Annotated in this window: 12 protein-coding genes and 2 tRNA genes; 13 read left to right on the forward strand and 1 reads right to left on the reverse strand. The window is 46.7% G+C overall.

The window, feature by feature from the left end; translation table 11 throughout:
- Positions 1 to 464: 464 nt before the first annotated feature.
- The 3 genes from pyrR to GX089_04455 are packed head-to-tail and all read left to right on the forward strand — an operon-like array spanning position 465 to position 3,300.
- Entirely contained in the window at positions 465 to 1,013 is a 549-nt protein-coding gene (pyrR, locus tag GX089_04445) for a bifunctional pyr operon transcriptional regulator/uracil phosphoribosyltransferase PyrR (protein ID NLP01724.1), read from the forward strand.
- A gap of 3 nt (positions 1,014 to 1,016) precedes the next feature.
- Positions 1,017 to 1,943, forward strand: coding sequence for an aspartate carbamoyltransferase catalytic subunit (locus GX089_04450; protein NLP01725.1), 927 nt, complete (start codon positions 1,017 to 1,019; stop codon positions 1,941 to 1,943).
- Positions 1,936 to 3,300: a dihydroorotase gene (locus GX089_04455; GenBank protein ID NLP01726.1), complete on the forward strand. Its 1,365-nt coding sequence runs from the start codon at positions 1,936 to 1,938 to the stop codon at positions 3,298 to 3,300. The genes GX089_04450 and GX089_04455 overlap by 8 nt, the downstream gene beginning before the upstream one ends.
- 168 nt (positions 3,301 to 3,468) lie before the next feature.
- On the opposite strand, the gene GX089_04460 is transcribed toward GX089_04455, so the two are convergent.
- Entirely contained in the window at positions 3,469 to 6,150 is a 2,682-nt protein-coding gene (locus tag GX089_04460; GenBank protein ID NLP01727.1) for a hypothetical protein, read from the reverse strand.
- 123 nt (positions 6,151 to 6,273) lie between these two features.
- Here GX089_04460 and GX089_04465 point away from each other — a divergent pair, with 123 nt between their 5' ends.
- The 10 genes from GX089_04465 (at position 6,274) to mutS (ending at position 16,205) form a co-directional block, all read left to right on the forward strand.
- Positions 6,274 to 7,611, forward strand: a complete 1,338-nt coding sequence (locus tag GX089_04465) for a protein kinase (GenBank protein NLP01728.1) — start codon at positions 6,274 to 6,276, stop codon at positions 7,609 to 7,611.
- Positions 7,612 to 7,663: 52 nt separating this feature from the next.
- Positions 7,664 to 7,737, forward strand: a tRNA-Pro gene (locus GX089_04470).
- 76 nt (positions 7,738 to 7,813) lie between these two features.
- Positions 7,814 to 7,887, forward strand: a tRNA-Arg gene (locus GX089_04475).
- Between the two features lie 134 nt (positions 7,888 to 8,021).
- Positions 8,022 to 8,588 carry an HAD-IIIA family hydrolase gene (locus GX089_04480; GenBank protein ID NLP01729.1) on the forward strand — a complete coding sequence of 189 codons (567 nt, stop codon included), beginning with the start codon at positions 8,022 to 8,024 and terminating at the stop codon, positions 8,586 to 8,588.
- A 111-nt stretch (positions 8,589 to 8,699) separates the two neighbouring features.
- Positions 8,700 to 8,963 (forward strand): hypothetical protein, encoded by a 264-nt coding sequence (locus GX089_04485; GenBank protein ID NLP01730.1) that lies wholly within the window; start codon positions 8,700 to 8,702, stop codon positions 8,961 to 8,963.
- Positions 8,964 to 9,129: 166 nt separating this feature from the next.
- Complete coding sequence (glmS, locus tag GX089_04490) at positions 9,130 to 10,959, forward strand: glutamine--fructose-6-phosphate transaminase (isomerizing) (GenBank protein NLP01731.1); 1,830 nt, start codon at positions 9,130 to 9,132, stop codon at positions 10,957 to 10,959.
- Positions 10,960 to 10,987: 28 nt separating this feature from the next.
- Positions 10,988 to 11,368 carry a reactive intermediate/imine deaminase gene (locus GX089_04495; GenBank protein NLP01732.1) on the forward strand — a complete coding sequence of 127 codons (381 nt, stop codon included), beginning with the start codon at positions 10,988 to 10,990 and terminating at the stop codon, positions 11,366 to 11,368.
- Complete coding sequence (locus GX089_04500; protein NLP01733.1) at positions 11,359 to 12,150, forward strand: segregation/condensation protein A; 792 nt, start codon at positions 11,359 to 11,361, stop codon at positions 12,148 to 12,150. The genes GX089_04495 and GX089_04500 overlap by 10 nt, the downstream gene beginning before the upstream one ends.
- A 21-nt stretch (positions 12,151 to 12,171) precedes the next feature.
- A complete protein-coding gene (gene scpB, locus GX089_04505; GenBank protein NLP01734.1) occupies positions 12,172 to 13,521 on the forward strand; it encodes an SMC-Scp complex subunit ScpB in 1,350 nt (449 codons plus the stop codon).
- Positions 13,518 to 16,205 (forward strand): DNA mismatch repair protein MutS, encoded by a 2,688-nt coding sequence (gene mutS / locus GX089_04510; protein NLP01735.1) that lies wholly within the window; start codon positions 13,518 to 13,520, stop codon positions 16,203 to 16,205. The genes scpB and mutS overlap by 4 nt, the downstream gene beginning before the upstream one ends.
- Positions 16,206 to 16,309 lie beyond the last annotated feature (104 nt).

Here is a 16,309-nt window from a genome sequence, read left to right on the forward strand (position 1 = left end):
AGATGGAAGAAAGCTCAGAAGATATGCCAGACGATGGAAAATAGAGAGATCTATTTCTTGGATTGGCAACTACCGACGGCTTGTTATTCGTTATGAACATAATATCAAAGTATTTAATGCATTCTTTTACAATCGCATGTATGTTGATTACCCTTAACAAACTAATTGCATATGAAATCTGTAATTAATTCAACAGCTTACTATGGTGGTTTTGAAACTGCTTCTAGTAGCATGCGGAAAAAAATGACCATAACCTTATTACCTTATTAGAAAAATGAGAAAAATTTATGTGTTTTAATTTCCGCTGGTAACAGTCAGCAAAAAAATAAGGTAATAAGGTTATTCTTTTGTACGTTTGTTCAACTCTGCTACTACTAAGGTTTGGCCAGACAGATACTAAGGTTTAAAGGAAAAAACAAACTCCCTTGCCTTACCTACACAGTCCATACTATTTTTGCTAACACATGAAAAAAGTCGAACTGTTGATGGACAGTCATGCGTTGGACCTCGCGCTCACCCGAATTACTCACCAGATACTCGAGCGCAACCGCGACTTTTCTCGTTTTGGTGTAGTAGGGATGCAGACCAGGGGCGTTTATCTAGCCCAGCGTATCACCCGTAAAATAAACGAAATCGAAAAACTCAATCTTGTTTCCGGCACTCTGGATGTCACCCTTTATCGTGATGATTACAGGATGGCTCTCAAGCAGCCTGAGGTCAAGGTAACCGATATTCCCTTTAATATAAACGGGATGGATCTGGTGCTTGTCGATGATGTTCTCTACACAGGGAGAACTGTCAGGGCTGCTCTCGATGCGCTGGTTGATTTCGGGAGACCTCAGACAATTCAGCTCGCGGTTCTGGTTGACAGGGGACACAGAGAACTGCCGATAATGGCAGATTATATAGGAAAGAAAATCAATACCCTTCCCAGGCAGGAAGTTGCCCTTAAAGTGAAGGAGATTGATCAGGAGGATTCATTGTGGCTAATGGAACTGGAGGAAGGTGACTGACCGATGGGGTTACATATCCAGCATCTGCTAGGGCTTGAGGGTGTTTCTGAGGAAGATATCACACTGATTTTAGACACTGCCGACAGTTTCTATGAAGTTCTTCAGAGAGAAATAAAAGTAGTCCCGACCCTCCGGGGAAAAACAATTGTCAATCTATTCTACGAAAACAGCACCCGCACCCGAATTTCTTTCGAACTGGCCGAAAAAAGACTCTCCGCAAGCCCCCTCAATTTTTCTGCATCAACAAGTTCCGTAAACAAAGGCGAAACACTGCGCGATACTATCCGCAACATTGAAGCGATGAAAATCGACATGGTCGTCGTGCGTCACTGCGCTGCAGGTGTGCCGCATTTTTTGACCCAGTGTACTAATGCGGTGATTGTGAATGCAGGTGACGGGCTTCATGAGCACCCCACCCAGGCACTTCTTGACATGATGACTATAAGACAAAAACTGGGGAGATTGAGGGGACTCAAAGTAGCAATAATAGGGGATATTTTCCACAGCCGTGTTGCACGCTCTAACGCCTGGGGCATGAGCACGATGGGTATTGATGTGGTGCTTTGCGGCCCACCGACACTGCTGCCTCAGCACAGGGAGAGTCTGGGAGTACCTGTGACCGACAACCTCGATGAGGCTCTGGAGGGGGCGGATGTCGTGATGCTTTTGAGGCTCCAGCTTGAGAGACAATCAAGCGGCGCATTTCCCTCGATTCGCGAATACCGTGACCGCTACGGCCTGGATCTCGATAAACTCTCATCTTTACCTGAAAATGTTCTTATCATGCACCCCGGACCCATTAACAGGGGAGTGGAACTGGCATCGGATGTGGCCGATGGACCAAACTCTGTTATACTGGAGCAGGTTACAAACGGGGTAGCTGTGCGTATGGCTGTGCTGTATCTGCTTGGAGGCGGTGAAAATGCTTAGAAAACCAAACGGCGCGACTATTATCCCGCCTGATAATTCAGTAATTCCTGCACCTTTACTCATAAAAGACGGAAGAGTCATCGACCCTGCCAACGGCATTGACAGAGTGATGAATGTTATCGTTCGTAACGGTAAGATCAACTCTTTGACAACAGAAATGCCCTCGAATCTGACCGGTACATCTATAATCGACGCAAAAGGAAAATGGGTGGTACCCGGGCTGACAGACATGCATGTTCACCTGAGGGAGCCGGGTCGGGAGGACAAGGAGACTATTGCCACAGGTACCCAGGCAGCCGCTGCCGGAGGCTTTACATCTGTAGCCTGCATGCCCAATACCACACCTGCTCTGGATGAGGAGTCCAAGATCAGGTATGTGATTCAGCGGGCAGAGCATTGCCCATGCAGGATCTATCCTGTTGGTGCGATCACAAGGGGCCTGGAGGGGGAGGAACTGGCTCCTATCGGCGAGATGGTAAAGGCTGGAGCCAGGGGAGTGACCGATGACGGGAAATCGGTGGCTAAGTCCAATCTCATGCGGAATGCTCTGAACTACTCTAAATCCTTCAATATCCCGGTGCTTTGTCATTGTGAGGACACCGCGTTGAGCCAGAAGGGCCACATGAATGAGGGGATAGTTTCCACGCGTCTGGGTATGAGAGGTATTCCTACCATCTCAGAGGAGATTGTGGTTGCAAGGGATATTCTGCTTGCAGAATATACAGGCGCCCGGATTCATATAATGCATGTGTCTACTGCAGGGTCTGTGCGGCTTATCCGTGACGCAAAAAAGCGCGGCGTGAGGGTGACTGCGGAAACATGTCCTCATTATATTGCTTTGACAGATGAGGATGTCGGGCTCTATTGTACCAATAAGAAAATGAATCCCCCTCTTCGTACTGCTCTTGACCGTGATGCTGTAATAGAGGGACTTGTTGATGGTACTATCGATGTTATTGCTAGTGATCACGCTCCCCATGTGCCTGAGGAGAAGGATGTTGAGTTTGATGCCGCATCATTTGGGGTGATAGGCCTTGAGACATCGGTGGGTGTAGTGATCAACTACCTGGTGGCAAAAGATATTCTGAAGCCGTCCGTGATGGTTGAGAAGATGAGCCTTAACCCTAACCGGATTCTGGGAACTGCAGGAGGGACACTTTCGGTGGGTGCTCTGGCAGACGTCACCATAATCGATCCGGATGAGCAGTGGACTGTTGATCCCAGATGTTTCTTTTCCAAATCACACAACACTGCTTTTGAGGGTTTCTCTCTGCGCGGTTGTGCTGTCTACACTATTCTTGGTGGAAGAGTAGTTTTCCGGAAAAACAGTCTGACTGACAAATTAAAGGCTGGTTAACTCTGTCGTGGTTCAGCGACAACTGTGCTCGCTGTAATCCACATTATTCTTGTTTTTACTAATAATATGAGGAACATCGTATCAGAATTATCTGCCCTTTGGGGGCAGATAATTCTGATACCGGTAACTAAAAATCTCTTTTCTTAAGTTAGTTAGAATCAAGGTCGGTCACTGCACACCAAGCTTTATATTCTTCAAGTAGCTTTTGTTATCGACGTCTTTAAATTTAACAACGGCCAGATAGACTCCTCCCTCCACTTTTCTTCTATTCTGGTTTCGCGCATCCCAGAAAAGACCATAATTTGTGGCTGTGGATGCTTTCAGAAGATCTACATCGCTTGCCATCAGATTACCAACCGCATCGTAGATTGTGGCTTTGCCGTATGATTCCTTACCGTCTTTGGGTTTATCTGTGACGGGTGCCAGTGGTTTTTTGGAAATAACAGCCACCAGCATCCCTTCCTGCTTGTCTGCAATAACATTAGCAAAGCGCATTCTGACTTCTGCTGGAAGCGTGTTGATCGATCCCGGTCTGTAAGGATTGGGGTAGACAGAAATGATGACGGCATTGCTTCCGGCCATCTCCACCAGTACTTTTCTGGAGATTGAGGCATTTGGGGGGGCATTTCCGGCACTGTCGGAACCTCCTGAAACATACTGCATCATGTCCTTGTAAGGAGTGATCTCAAATTTGGTATTTGACTGATCAGCAAGGATGATTGTAATGTTGTCAATGAAGACCCGGGATCCGCTTGAATAGAAGCGTGAGTTTTGAAGCACCTGGCTGGTCGGTTCTGCTAAATCGGTGAAAAAGTAGTAATTGAAAGCAGATTCCGGGAGTATATCCAGGAGCTTTTCTCTGTTGACAGGCTCACTGAAAGTGATCACCAGCGTATCTGCATAACGCATCGTGCTGGGATAGAGTACTGCCTTTTCGATCACCGGCCCAACTCCATCCCTGGCAGTGATATTGGTAAGATTGATTATACCCCCTGCTTCCTGTGAGAAAAATACCGGAAGTGTTCCATTGAGAGTGAGTATCCAGTCTGTCTGGAGACCCCAGCTATCGTTTTCATTAATTTCAAGGTAAAAGACCGAATCTCGTGCATTACCCGATTTTGATATAATTTCGTTAACCTGAAGATTCCTTCCATTATATGTGATCGAGATGGAAGAATTCTGGCCATCGACCGACAGTGGCACATCGATATGCAGTTCGATTCTGTCGATAAGCCCGTCTCCATCAATATCCCTTGTGATTGCGTCGGTGATTGCTGCAGCTTCCGCATTGACAATTGCAGCGTCTGGGATAAGGTTCCCTTCCTGAACATTGACAGTTGTAGTGCCGTTTCCTGACAGGGAGATAATCCCGGTCGAGGAATTTCCGGCCTGTCCTGAGGCGTTTGCGATCTCAGTATTTGCAGATGTCCAGATTGTCTGAGCAGGATCGGAGGCGCGCACGTAGTTATTGTATTTGTCACGCACTACCGCATAGAGTGTTTTTGTCGGATCGCTGCTTGTAAGACGGATTGTCTCCTGTGGAGAGTCTTCATTGAGCAGGCTCCCTGAGACATTGGGCGAAGTGAGGATATCCATATGATGCGGATCTCCGGGACGGATGGGAATAGTGGTTGTTGCAACGATCTGGGCACCGCTTTTTGGATCGATGACTGAAGCCTCGATAGTCACTTCCCGCCATGCTTTGGTGGCTGTGAATTTCGATGTACCGCCGGTATTGTTAAGGAGCGAATCGCCCGGCTCCATGTCCAGTACCCGCCATTGTACATTGGGGAGCAGATCGCTGAGAAGTGAGTCATACTGGTCGAAAATCTCAGCGGAAATTGTTACTGTATCTCCGGCACGGAGACTGTCTGAGGAAACAGTGAGCACTATTTTGTTGGCTACAGAGAGCGTATGGGTCAGTGATGCAAACATGATAGCATCGTAGGTAATCTGCTGAGATGCGACACTGTTTGCCAGAAATGAGGGCTGGAATGAAAGCGCGACACCTCTTCTGATCAGGTCCTGTGCGGTTGTGTCCTGGATTGCTACGAGCACATTGAGTTCATTGGCTGCTGGCCGGGTTTCACCATCCCAGTGTCCCTGCTGGTATCCAAGCATGGTGAGCCATTGGGGATAAAGGATGTTGTATTTGTCGGCATCTGCCTGACAGCGGCCTGCACCTAAAGGCAGAAAATTCATCAATGTATCATTCAGGATGGAATCGACAGCATTGGAGATGATCCCATTTACACCAGGATAAGCGAGCACTCCGTTTTCAAATGTCTTGAGATGATCATCATTGGCCCGCAGAAGTCCTATCCACAGGGAGTCGATTTTGGTTGCGTCTCCCAGAGGTTCCGGCATATTAACAACACCGCTGAACCCGAAAGTATTTGTCGCCAGACTCGCTGCATCATCGCCAATGGATACAATGCCGATTTTGAGATTTACAGCTCTGCTGAAGATGGTATCCAGTTCACGGCCGTTCCATCCTGAGCTCCATCCTGCATTTACATGCACAATTACGTGAGGTATGGTGTCCCCGCCCCAGAGTGCCCTTATGTCATCCCAGGTCGCATGATCAGAAGTGGTATTCTTGATCTCTTTGATGTTTGGCACTCTCTGAGGATTGAGAGCAGCTTTGACAAATTCGAGCGTTTTCTCTCCTATAGGACGAGTCGATGCATCACAATTGGAATTGCCCTGAGCATCATTCCAGATGATTGCTATCCTGACGGTATCCTCGTAGTCCGGATGCACTCTGTAAGGAGCCTCTGAGAAGCTGGTTGAGACAATGAAAAACAATAGAAATGCAGGCAAGTTAACCGCTAAGCGCAGTTCTTTCATAGGTATTCCCCCTCTCTGATTTTCTCTGATACTATAAATCTATAAAAAAAATGGGTTTTATGCCTGAAAAAGATCAGTTTTCAGGCATAAAACATGCTGAAAATGTATTCCTGAGGATTCAACATGGAAAAATTGATCGGTGAGGTTGTGGGTGGCTGCCGCATAGAGGAGCTGATAGGAAAAGGTGGGATGGGTGTTGTCTACAGAGCGCATCATCTGGCCCTCGATATTCCTGTAGCGGTAAAGATCTTGCAGCCGACCCTGTCACTGGTTAACGATAAAGAAAGATTCCTTCGGGAAGCCCGGACCACTGCCCGTCTGAGAAACCCCTATATTGTCGGTGTGTTGAATGTAGGATGCGAGAAAGGTCTGCATTTTATAGTCATGGAGTATGTAGAGGGCAAAAATCTTCTGGATATAATCACAAAACGAAAAAAGATCCCGGTTTCTGAGGCTGTTGAGATTGCTGCTCAGGTTCTTGAGGCTCTGGATGCGGCTTTCAAACAGGGGATAGTTCATCGGGATATCAAACCGGAAAACATTATCGTTGACAAAGAGGGAAAGGTGCGTCTGACCGATCTGGGGCTGGCGAGGGTTTGTGGAGATATCTCCCTTACACAAACATCGGTATCTCTTGGAAGTCCCTATTACATCGCGCCTGAGCAGGCCGAAAACCCCAGAAATACCGACCACAGAGCGGATCTCTATTCTCTTGGCTGCACAATTTTTCACATGATTTCAGGATCTCCGCCCTACTGTGGTGAATCCTTTGTGGAAGTTATTCTCGATCATATCCGTAAACCAGTTCCTTCGCTTCAGAGGTTTGAACGGAGTGTCAATCTTTCTCTTTCAGAGTTTGTTAAAAAAATGATGGCAAAGAGCCCGGAGAAACGTTATGGAACTCCTGCGGAAGCACTTGCAGCACTGAGGGAAGCGGTAAGTGAAAAAACTGCAGGCTGCAGGGGAGAAAAGGAAAACGCAAAAAAGAAAAATTTCCGCTATCTGCAGACCTTTGCTAAAATGGCGATTTTTATGCTCGTTGCTGCGGCACTTTTTTTACTGTACCGGAATGGACATCTCCTGAACGCGGGTAAATTTCTCTTGAATATCAAAAAAGGATTGATACGGGAAACTCCGCAAACCCTGGAGGACAGTCTGCAGTTTATTAATAGTCAAAACTTGCCTTTAGATCAATTCCGGACAAATCAGATTAATTCTTTACACAAGGCAGTGATATCCGGAAGTGTTGAGGATGTCAGGTTTCTGCTTGAGTCCGGGGCGGATCCCAACGCCGCTGATTCTCAGGAGAATTCACCTCTTCATTATGCCTTGAAAAGAGGAAATTTGATGATAATAAGGCTGCTTATCGGGCAAGGCGCCAAACTCAATCAACGCGACAGATTCGACATCGATGCGAGCAACGATGGTGTCGATACTGGTTCCGATATTGATGCCCAATAAGAACATCCGGACACTTTTGCCCTGATATATATTCTAATACTTTGTGGAAAAACGGGGTGTAGCGCAGCCTGGTAGCGCACGTGGTTTGGGACCACGGTGTCGCTGGTTCGAATCCAGTCACCCCGATTTACCCATTTCAGGTTTTAAGCAAAGTGGCACTGTCCGGAAATTATTTTAGTCCGGCGATATTCAAAGAAATCGTGCCCCTGTAGCTCATCTGGATAGAGCATCTGCCTTCTAAGCAGAGGGTAACAGGTTCGAATCCTGTCAGGGGTACTAAAATAGAGGCTCCGTAGGTCGTAACAGGCTTACGGGGCTTTTTTTTTGGTTTTTTTGTCAGAATGGTTGCTTATTAATTGTATTCAGGGCATTATATTAAAAAAGCAGGTACTGAAACAGGGAGAGGCGTATTGGAGCCGAAAAGAAGTTTCAAGAAAACAGCAGTCTTTCTGGATCAGGGCGGAACCATAATTTATGATGACTGCAGAGATAAAAATATTACGCTGGATTCCTTTATCCCGGGGGTCTTTGATGCTTTACGCAAGTTACAGGAGAAGCACCTTCTCTTTATTGTCACCAATCAGTCCTCTGTGGGTCTGGGGAAGATAAGCCGTGAGGATGCTGAGTGTCTTAACAGCAATGTCAGAAGATTGCTGAATGATGGTGGAATCAGAATCATCGAGCATTATGCCTGCATGCATAAAAGGGATGACCAGTGTGAATGTATCAAGCCCAAACCCTTCTTCCTTCGCAAAGCTGAAAATGAATACGGCATCAGTCTTGAGAATTCCTTTGTAATTGGTGATCATCCTCATGACATAGAATTTGCCTCAAATGTGGGGGCAAGGGGTCTTTATGTGCTTACGGGTCATGGAGAAAAGCACAGAGGTGATCTGCCTGAAGGGGTGGATGTTTTTCAGAGTATCACAGATGCCGCAGGCTGGATTGATGAGTTTACTTCCAGTGGGGCATCATAAAGAGTGTTCCGCACTGTCAATTGACACACAGATAATCTTGAAGTTTGAGTTTCTGAGGCGCTATATTTTCTATGCCGTGATGAAGCATTATCGTTTTTGGCAGGAGGAATAATGGCGCAACAGTGTAAAGGGATAACCCGTGCAGGGCAGAGGTGTAAAAACAGCAGAAATCTTACTGATGGTTTCTGCCATCTTCATGTCAGCCAGAACACGGCTTTATCGACCGGAGAGACACCTCAGAATGACACTGTTCCGAGGTTACATGTTCAAAATCCGCCTCGGAGATCATCGCTGAAAGGGGTTATTTCCATGGCAGCGGTGGTTGTAACGGGGTTGGTTTTCATGCATCTTTTCCGGAAAAAAACTGCTCACTGATTTTCAGTGCCGGTTCATTGGAACAGATTTTGCAAATCTTTCAGCCATGCCTTTCTGCAGCACGATTTCAGGGTTTTGAAATCCATTTTGTATCATTATATATTAAGCCTGTTGTCTGATCAGATATCGCAAGGAGGCGGTGTCTGTATTCAAGGAGAAAAAAGAGATGTGTGGGATAGTCGGATATATTGGCAATAGAGATGCATATCCAATTCTAATTGAGGGTTTAAGTGCCCTTGAATACAGGGGTTACGACAGTGCCGGTATTGCTCTTGTCAATGCAAAGGGCTTTTCTGTTTATAAGGATAAAGGGAAAGTCGATCATCTCAGGGAGATCACAAAGAAAGTCTCGGCTGGGGGATGTGGTACCGGTATTGCCCACACCAGATGGGCTACTCATGGGGCACCATCACAGATAAACGCTCACCCTCACCTTGACCAGTCCTCCAGGATCGCCGTAGTACATAATGGTATCATCGAGAACTTCTCTTTTCTCAAGCAAAAGCTTATTAAAGAGGGGATTAAGTTTTGTTCAGAAACCGATTCAGAGGTGCTGGCGCAACTGATCGGCAAATATTACGAGGGAGATCTGGTCTCTGCGGTTCGCAGGGCACTTCAGGACATAGAGGGCACTTTCGGCATAGCTGTAGTGGCGGCTGACAATCCAGGGGTTCTGGTTGGAGCAAGGAGAGGTTCGCCTCTTGTTGTGGGTGTGGGTGAGGATGAGATGTTTCTGGCCTCCGATGCTTCCGCAATAGTGCGTCACACTAAAAAAGTCATCTATTTAAAAGACAACAATATGATAGAGCTGATGCATGGTAATTTCAATACTACTACTCTGGATAACAGGAAGATCAATCCTGAGATTCATAGTTTGGATTGGGATGCTGATGCGTTGGCAAAAGGTGGCTTTAAGCATTTCATGCTTAAGGAGATCTTTGAGCAGCCTGAAACCATTAAGAACGCAATGAGAGGAAGGCTGCTGGTCGAAGATGGTGCGGCCAGGCTTGATGGTCTCAATCTGGTGCTTCAGGAGTTGAGGAGTATTCAGAGGCTGGTTTTTGTGGCATGCGGTACAAGCTGGCATGCTGCGCTGGTTGGTAAGTACATGATAGAGGAGATGGCCGGTATACCTGTAGAGGTCGAATATGCCTCGGAGTTCCGTTACCGGAATCCAATTATCGGACCAAACACTCTGGTTTTTGTAATAAGTCAGTCCGGGGAAACTGCTGATACTCTGGCAGCTCTCAGGGAAGCGGCACATAAGGGAGCCACGGTGCTTGGAATCTGCAATGTTGTGGGTTCATCAATTGCACGGGAGACTCATGGCGGTGTTTATCTTCATGCCGGACCTGAGATCGGGGTTGCCTCTACCAAGGCTTTTACTTCTCAGTTGACAGTGTTGTCTCTTTTGACCCTGCTTTTGGGACGGATGCGCAGGATATCTCACAGTGATGGTGTGGCCATAGCGCGTGCTCTGGAAGCTGTTCCCAAACAGGTGAGCAAAATTCTGAAGCAAAACAGTCGGATAGAGGAGATAGCTGGTATTTACTCGCATCATAACAATTTTCTGTACCTGGGACGCTCATATAATTTCCCGGTTGCCCTTGAGGGTGCACTCAAGCTGAAAGAGATTTCATACGTTCATGCAGAGGGGTATCCTGCGGCGGAAATGAAGCATGGGCCAATTGCTCTTATCGATAAAGATATGCCTTCAGTGGTTCTGGCGATAAAAGACAGCATTTACGACAAGGTTATTTCCAATATTCAGGAGGTAAACGCCAGGGGAGGCAGCGTAATAGCAATTGCAAATGAGGGTGATAAAGAGATAGAAAAGTTTGCCAAACATGTGATTTATATTCCTAAGTCCATTCCTATGCTAAGTCCGCTTTTGTCTGTTATTCCCTTGCAGTTACTTGCTTACCATATAGCTGCGATGAGGGGATGTGAAATCGATCAGCCCCGGAATCTGGCAAAAAGTGTGACTGTGGAGTAGAAATTCCTTTTAAAAGTGTGCCTCCGATATGATTCCACGTCTTATTTTAACCGATTCAGCGCCAGCCCCTGTTGGTCCTTACAGCCAGGCGGTTGAGTGTGGAGATCTGATTTTTATCTCAGGGCAGATTGCTATTGATGCAAAAACCGGACAGGTCAGCGGTTCCACTGTCAGGGAGCAGGCTGCACTTGCTCTGAAAAATCTCAAAGCGATTCTCGGTTCACAAGGCCTTGGGACAGGTTCTCTTGTGAAAACGACTGTTTTTCTGAGAGATATGAACTCTTTTGCTGATTTCAATGAGGTCTATAAGCAGGAACTGGAAGGTGCCTGTCCGGCCAGAAGTGTAGTTGAAGTTTCAGGATTGCCAAAAAATGTCCTGGTAGAAATTGAGGCGGTAGCGTGCCGGTAAGAAAGCAGGAATATGAGGTCAGGCTCGAGTTGTTTGAAGGTCCGCTGGATCTGCTTCTCTATCTTGTAAATAAGGCCGAAGTAAACATAGTCGATATCTCCGTTTCCAGTATCGCATCACAGTACCTGGAATACCTTGATCTCATGCGGGATCTCAATATTGATGTAGCCTCAGAGTACCTTCACATGGCTGCCACTCTGATAAGGCTTAAGGCACGGGAACTGCTGCCTCCTCAGGAGGGCGAGGTTATAGATCAGGAGGATGGAATCTATAACCGTGAACAGCTTATCCAGCAGTTACTTGAGTATAAGAAATTCAAGGAGGCAGCCGAGTCGCTCAAAGTCTATGAAGCCGAACATTTCGGGGCATTTGGCCGGGGGTGTCCGGAGGTTATTGAGACAACCAGCGATGAGCAGGAACTGGACCTGGGGACCATAAGCATTTTCGATCTTCTAACCGCTTTTAAGAGGGTGCTTGAGCGGACTGGAGACGACAATGAGGAACCAAAGCACCTTGTTGATGTTGATAACTGCAGGATAGATGACCGGATCGAGTATGTGATGGCTATTCTTACCGATAATGAGGAAGTGCGTTTTGAGGATTTGTTTAAAAACGATAAACGCAGAATAGTACTGGTAGTTACTTTTATGGCGATTCTGGAGCTTGTCAAGATGCAGGAGATAGCGTTTCGCCAGGAGAATAATTTCGGTGAGATCTTTGTCTCCAGAAAAAAGCAGAACAACAGTGAAGTGTCTGATTCTCAACAGGTCAACTCATTATAAAAACTGTTTTCAGGAGGTCCCATGAGTAAAATGGAACGTGAGGATTTGATGGAGCTGGAGGAAGAGGGAGGATCGGAAGGCAGTGTGCCTGAAAGTTCCCCTGATACTTTGCGGATCCTGGAGGCACTTCTGTTTGCGTCGGATGAGCTTTTGACTGCCGCAAAGATAAAGACCATTCTTCCGAACAATCCCGATGCGCGGCAGATAAGAAAGATGATCGATTCTATAAATGTCCAGCTCCAGAAAGAACGGCATCCTTTCGAAATAGTGGAGATCGGTGGAGGCTATCAGTTCCGTACTGTTGCTTACTACCATCCCTGGGTCAGGCAGATTTTCAAGGAGAAAGCAGCTAAAAAACTCTCCATTCAGGCTCTGGAGTGTCTGGCTATCATCGCCTACAAACAGCCTGTCAGCAAGGCGGAAATAGAGGCGATCAGGGGTGTTGTTTCAGATGGGGCGATGAAAACTTTACTGGAAAAAAAGCTGGTTACTATAACCGGCAGAAGCGAAAAGCCTGGAAGACCCCTTCTTTATGGTACTACTTCTGAATTTCTGAAATATTTCGGGCTGAACAAAATAGAGGACCTCCCAAGAATAGAGGAATTTGAAGCAATCGCCAGAGAGAAGATTCAGGACCTCTCAATTGAGGAGCTTCAGACAGGAGAGAGTGAGGAACTCTCCGAAGAGGAAGCTGAACAGACAGTTGAATCAACTGTCGAACAGACACCCGGGGCATCTGAGCAGGCACCAGTTCCGGAAGGGACAACTGTGTTTGAAATAGAGTTGCCTCCTGAGGAAGAGGTGGCTTCTGACAAGGAGAGTGTACCCGAACCGGAAGCGGTTGAGGAGGAGGTTATACAAGTACAGACAACAGAGGAGCAGATTCCGGAAAAAGAGGAAGAGGCATCTGAGGATCTGACACCTGAGGAATTAACACCTGAGAATACAGCTCCTGAGGAAGAGAAGCCGGAAGAAGAAAAAAACGAGCCGCAGGAAATAGCCAGTGAATCTCAGGAATCCTCTGAAGATGATGAGGTGGAATTTGAAATAGGTGAATTACCGCCTGCATCTGAAGCCCCTTCGGAAGAGGAGAAGGCGCAGGAAAATGTGGTGGAGGAAGAGAGCTCTGAAGGTGGAGTCGAAGATGAAACCAGGAGTGTTCCGACACAGATTGTATCTGAAATTAAGGAAAAAGATTCCAAACCTCCGGTTTCCATTATAGAAACAGAAGAAGAAGCTCTTCTTGAGATCGATGTCCCCGCAGGGGAGAAAAAGCTGGATATTGACATAGATGAAGTTGAGGAAGAGGAGAAAAGGGGCTTTTTCAAGAGAAAGAAGAAAAAAGCAGATCCGGATGATTTAGAACTATGAATCAAATCACGTCAGGTGATACGAATATAGAGACTTCTGCCCGCAGTGATCTCACTCCGCTGATGCGTCAGTACTTAGAGATCAAGGCGCGCTACCCGGAGACGGTGCTTCTATACCGCATGGGTGATTTCTATGAAATGTTCAATGAAGATGCCAAAATAGCATCAAAGGTTCTGGGAATAACCCTTACCAGCAGGAATCACGGAGGAGCGGAAAACGTTCCTCTGGCCGGTTTTCCATATCATGCCCTGGATCGTTACGCAAACCGTCTGGTCAAGGCCGGGTACAAGATTGCAATCTGTGAGCAGACAGAGGACCCGAAACAAGCCAAAGGGATTGTTAAGCGGGACATAGTGGAAATTATAACCGCCGGAACAGCCACCGAGGACAGTTTCATTGATGAGAGAGCAAATAATTTCATAATGAGCTTTCATCCTGATGGTGAAAAGGTGGGTGTCGCCGTTTGTGATTTATCAACAGGCCTGTTTCAGCTTGAAGAGGTCGACAAATCAGAGGTGGAAAATGAGATCGTGCGAACCGATCCATCCGAAATTCTTCTCTCCGATATCGAGAATCATCCCCTAAGAGATATTATCCGTGAATCCAGTAAGTCTGTAGTGCTTTCCAGCTATGATGCCTGGAAGTTTTCCTTTGAAAACGCCTGTGAAGCCATAAAGGATCATTTCCGCATTATTTCTGTACAGGGACTGGGATTGGAGGGTTTCAATTCCGGTGTATGCGCGGCAGGAGCGCTTCTTCTTTACTTAAAAGAGCAGAAGAAAAATGATCTCCAGCATATCAGCGCAATAGTACCGCGTACCCTTTCTGAATTCTCGGAACTCGACCCGGCGACAATCCGTAACCTGGAACTTCTCAAGCCTCTGCAGAATGATGATGTTGGGGGAACCCTGATATCGGTTCTGGATAAGACAAGCACCGCCATGGGGGCACGGTTACTAAGACGCTGGGTTGTGAGCCCTCTTAAAAATCCCGCATCTATTACTGAGAGGCTTAACTGTGTCGAATACTTCAAGAAAGATGCATTTGTCAGAGGAGAATTAGAACTTCTTCTCAAACGGGTTTCGGATATAGAGAGGCTTATCAGCCGGATTACATTTGAAAGAGCGAATGCCCGTGACCTCTGTGCCCTCAAGAATTCCCTCATGATTTTCCCACGGATAATCAAGGCACTCTCTGAGGCAGATGTCCCTCTGTTAAAACAGCTTGTGCAATCACTGGAAGGGTTTGATCCGATAGCCAGTAAGATTGACGCCGCAATTGTGGACAATCCCCCTCTGTCTATACGTGAGGGAGGGATGATAAAAGCGGGGGTGAATGCTGAGCTTGACGAAATCAGAAATGCCTCCGTGAACGGCAAACAGTGGATCGCAAAACTGCAGGAAACGGAAAGAGAACGCACAGGCATTTCCTCTCTGAAAGTCGGTTTTAATAAGGTATTTGGTTATTTTATAGAGATCTCTAAATCCAATCTTGAAGGGGTTCCTGCGGATTATATCCGCAAACAGACACTTGTCAATGCGGAGCGGTTTATCACTCCTGAGCTCAAAGAGATGGAATCCAGGATTCTGGGAGCAGAGGAGAGGCTTTCAAGCCTCGAGTATGAGATTTTCGTGGCGCTCAGGAAAGAGATCTCATCGCAGTGCGCAAGAATTCAGAATGCCGCTGTTGCAATTGCTACTCTGGATATCTTCCTCTCCCTTGGACGGATAGCTTCGGAGTATCAGTATTGCCGTCCGATTCTTACTCAGGGTGGAGATCTGGTTATTAAAGACGGAAGGCATCCGGTAGTGGAACGGATGAGTTCTGTAGGGCAGTTTATTCCTAACGATCTGGAGATGATTAAAAAGGAATCCCAGATTCTGCTTATCACCGGACCCAATATGGCTGGTAAATCAACATTTCTGCGCCAGAATGCTCTTATTGCAATAATGGCCCAGATGGGGTCTTTTGTGCCTGCATCGTTTGCCCAGATCGGAATAGTCGACAAGTTTTTCACCCGTGTAGGTGCTTCAGACAGGCTTTCCAGAGGCCAGAGTACATTTCTGGTGGAGATGATCGAGGTAGCCAATATATTGAACAATGCCACTGATGAAAGCCTCATACTGCTTGACGAAGTAGGAAGAGGGACTTCGACATTTGACGGGATAAGTATTGCCTGGGCAGTTGCGGAGTACCTTCATGAGACGACCGGAAAGCGGGGGCGGACATTGTTTGCCACCCATTATCACGAACTTGCCGAACTATCGATTCTCTACCCGCGCATAAAGAATTTTCATGTGAAGGTAAAGGAGTGGAACGATCAGATCATATTCTTGCGGAAAATTGATACCGGGAGTTGTGATCACTCCTATGGAATTCAGGTTGCGCGTCTGGCAGGCATACCGCGGAAGGTGATAATCAGAGCCAGGGAGATTTTAGCCAATCTGGAAAACATGGAGCTTACACCGGATCACAAACCTGTTCTTGCCAGGCATTATGAGGAGAAGAGCAGGAAAGATCAGCTTGAGCTGTTTTCCGGTGTTCAGATGAACGCGATAGATTCGGCTTACTCGGAGCTTATCCATCAGATACAGAACATCGATATTGATACTCTTACCCCTATAAATGCACTTAATCTGCTTTGTGAATTTAAGAAAAAAGCCCAGGGTTTGACTTTTCACTAACCTGAAAACTGGGTTCCTGCTTTCGCAAGAACGGCGTTGAGGTGAAAGTGTTGCTTGTAAAGAACACTTTTCACCTCGATGGTAAACATTCACTGCCGGATAGA

The organism is Fibrobacter sp. (assembly GCA_012523595.1).
Classification (GTDB): Bacteria; Fibrobacterota; Chitinivibrionia; order Chitinivibrionales; family Chitinispirillaceae; genus JAAYIG01.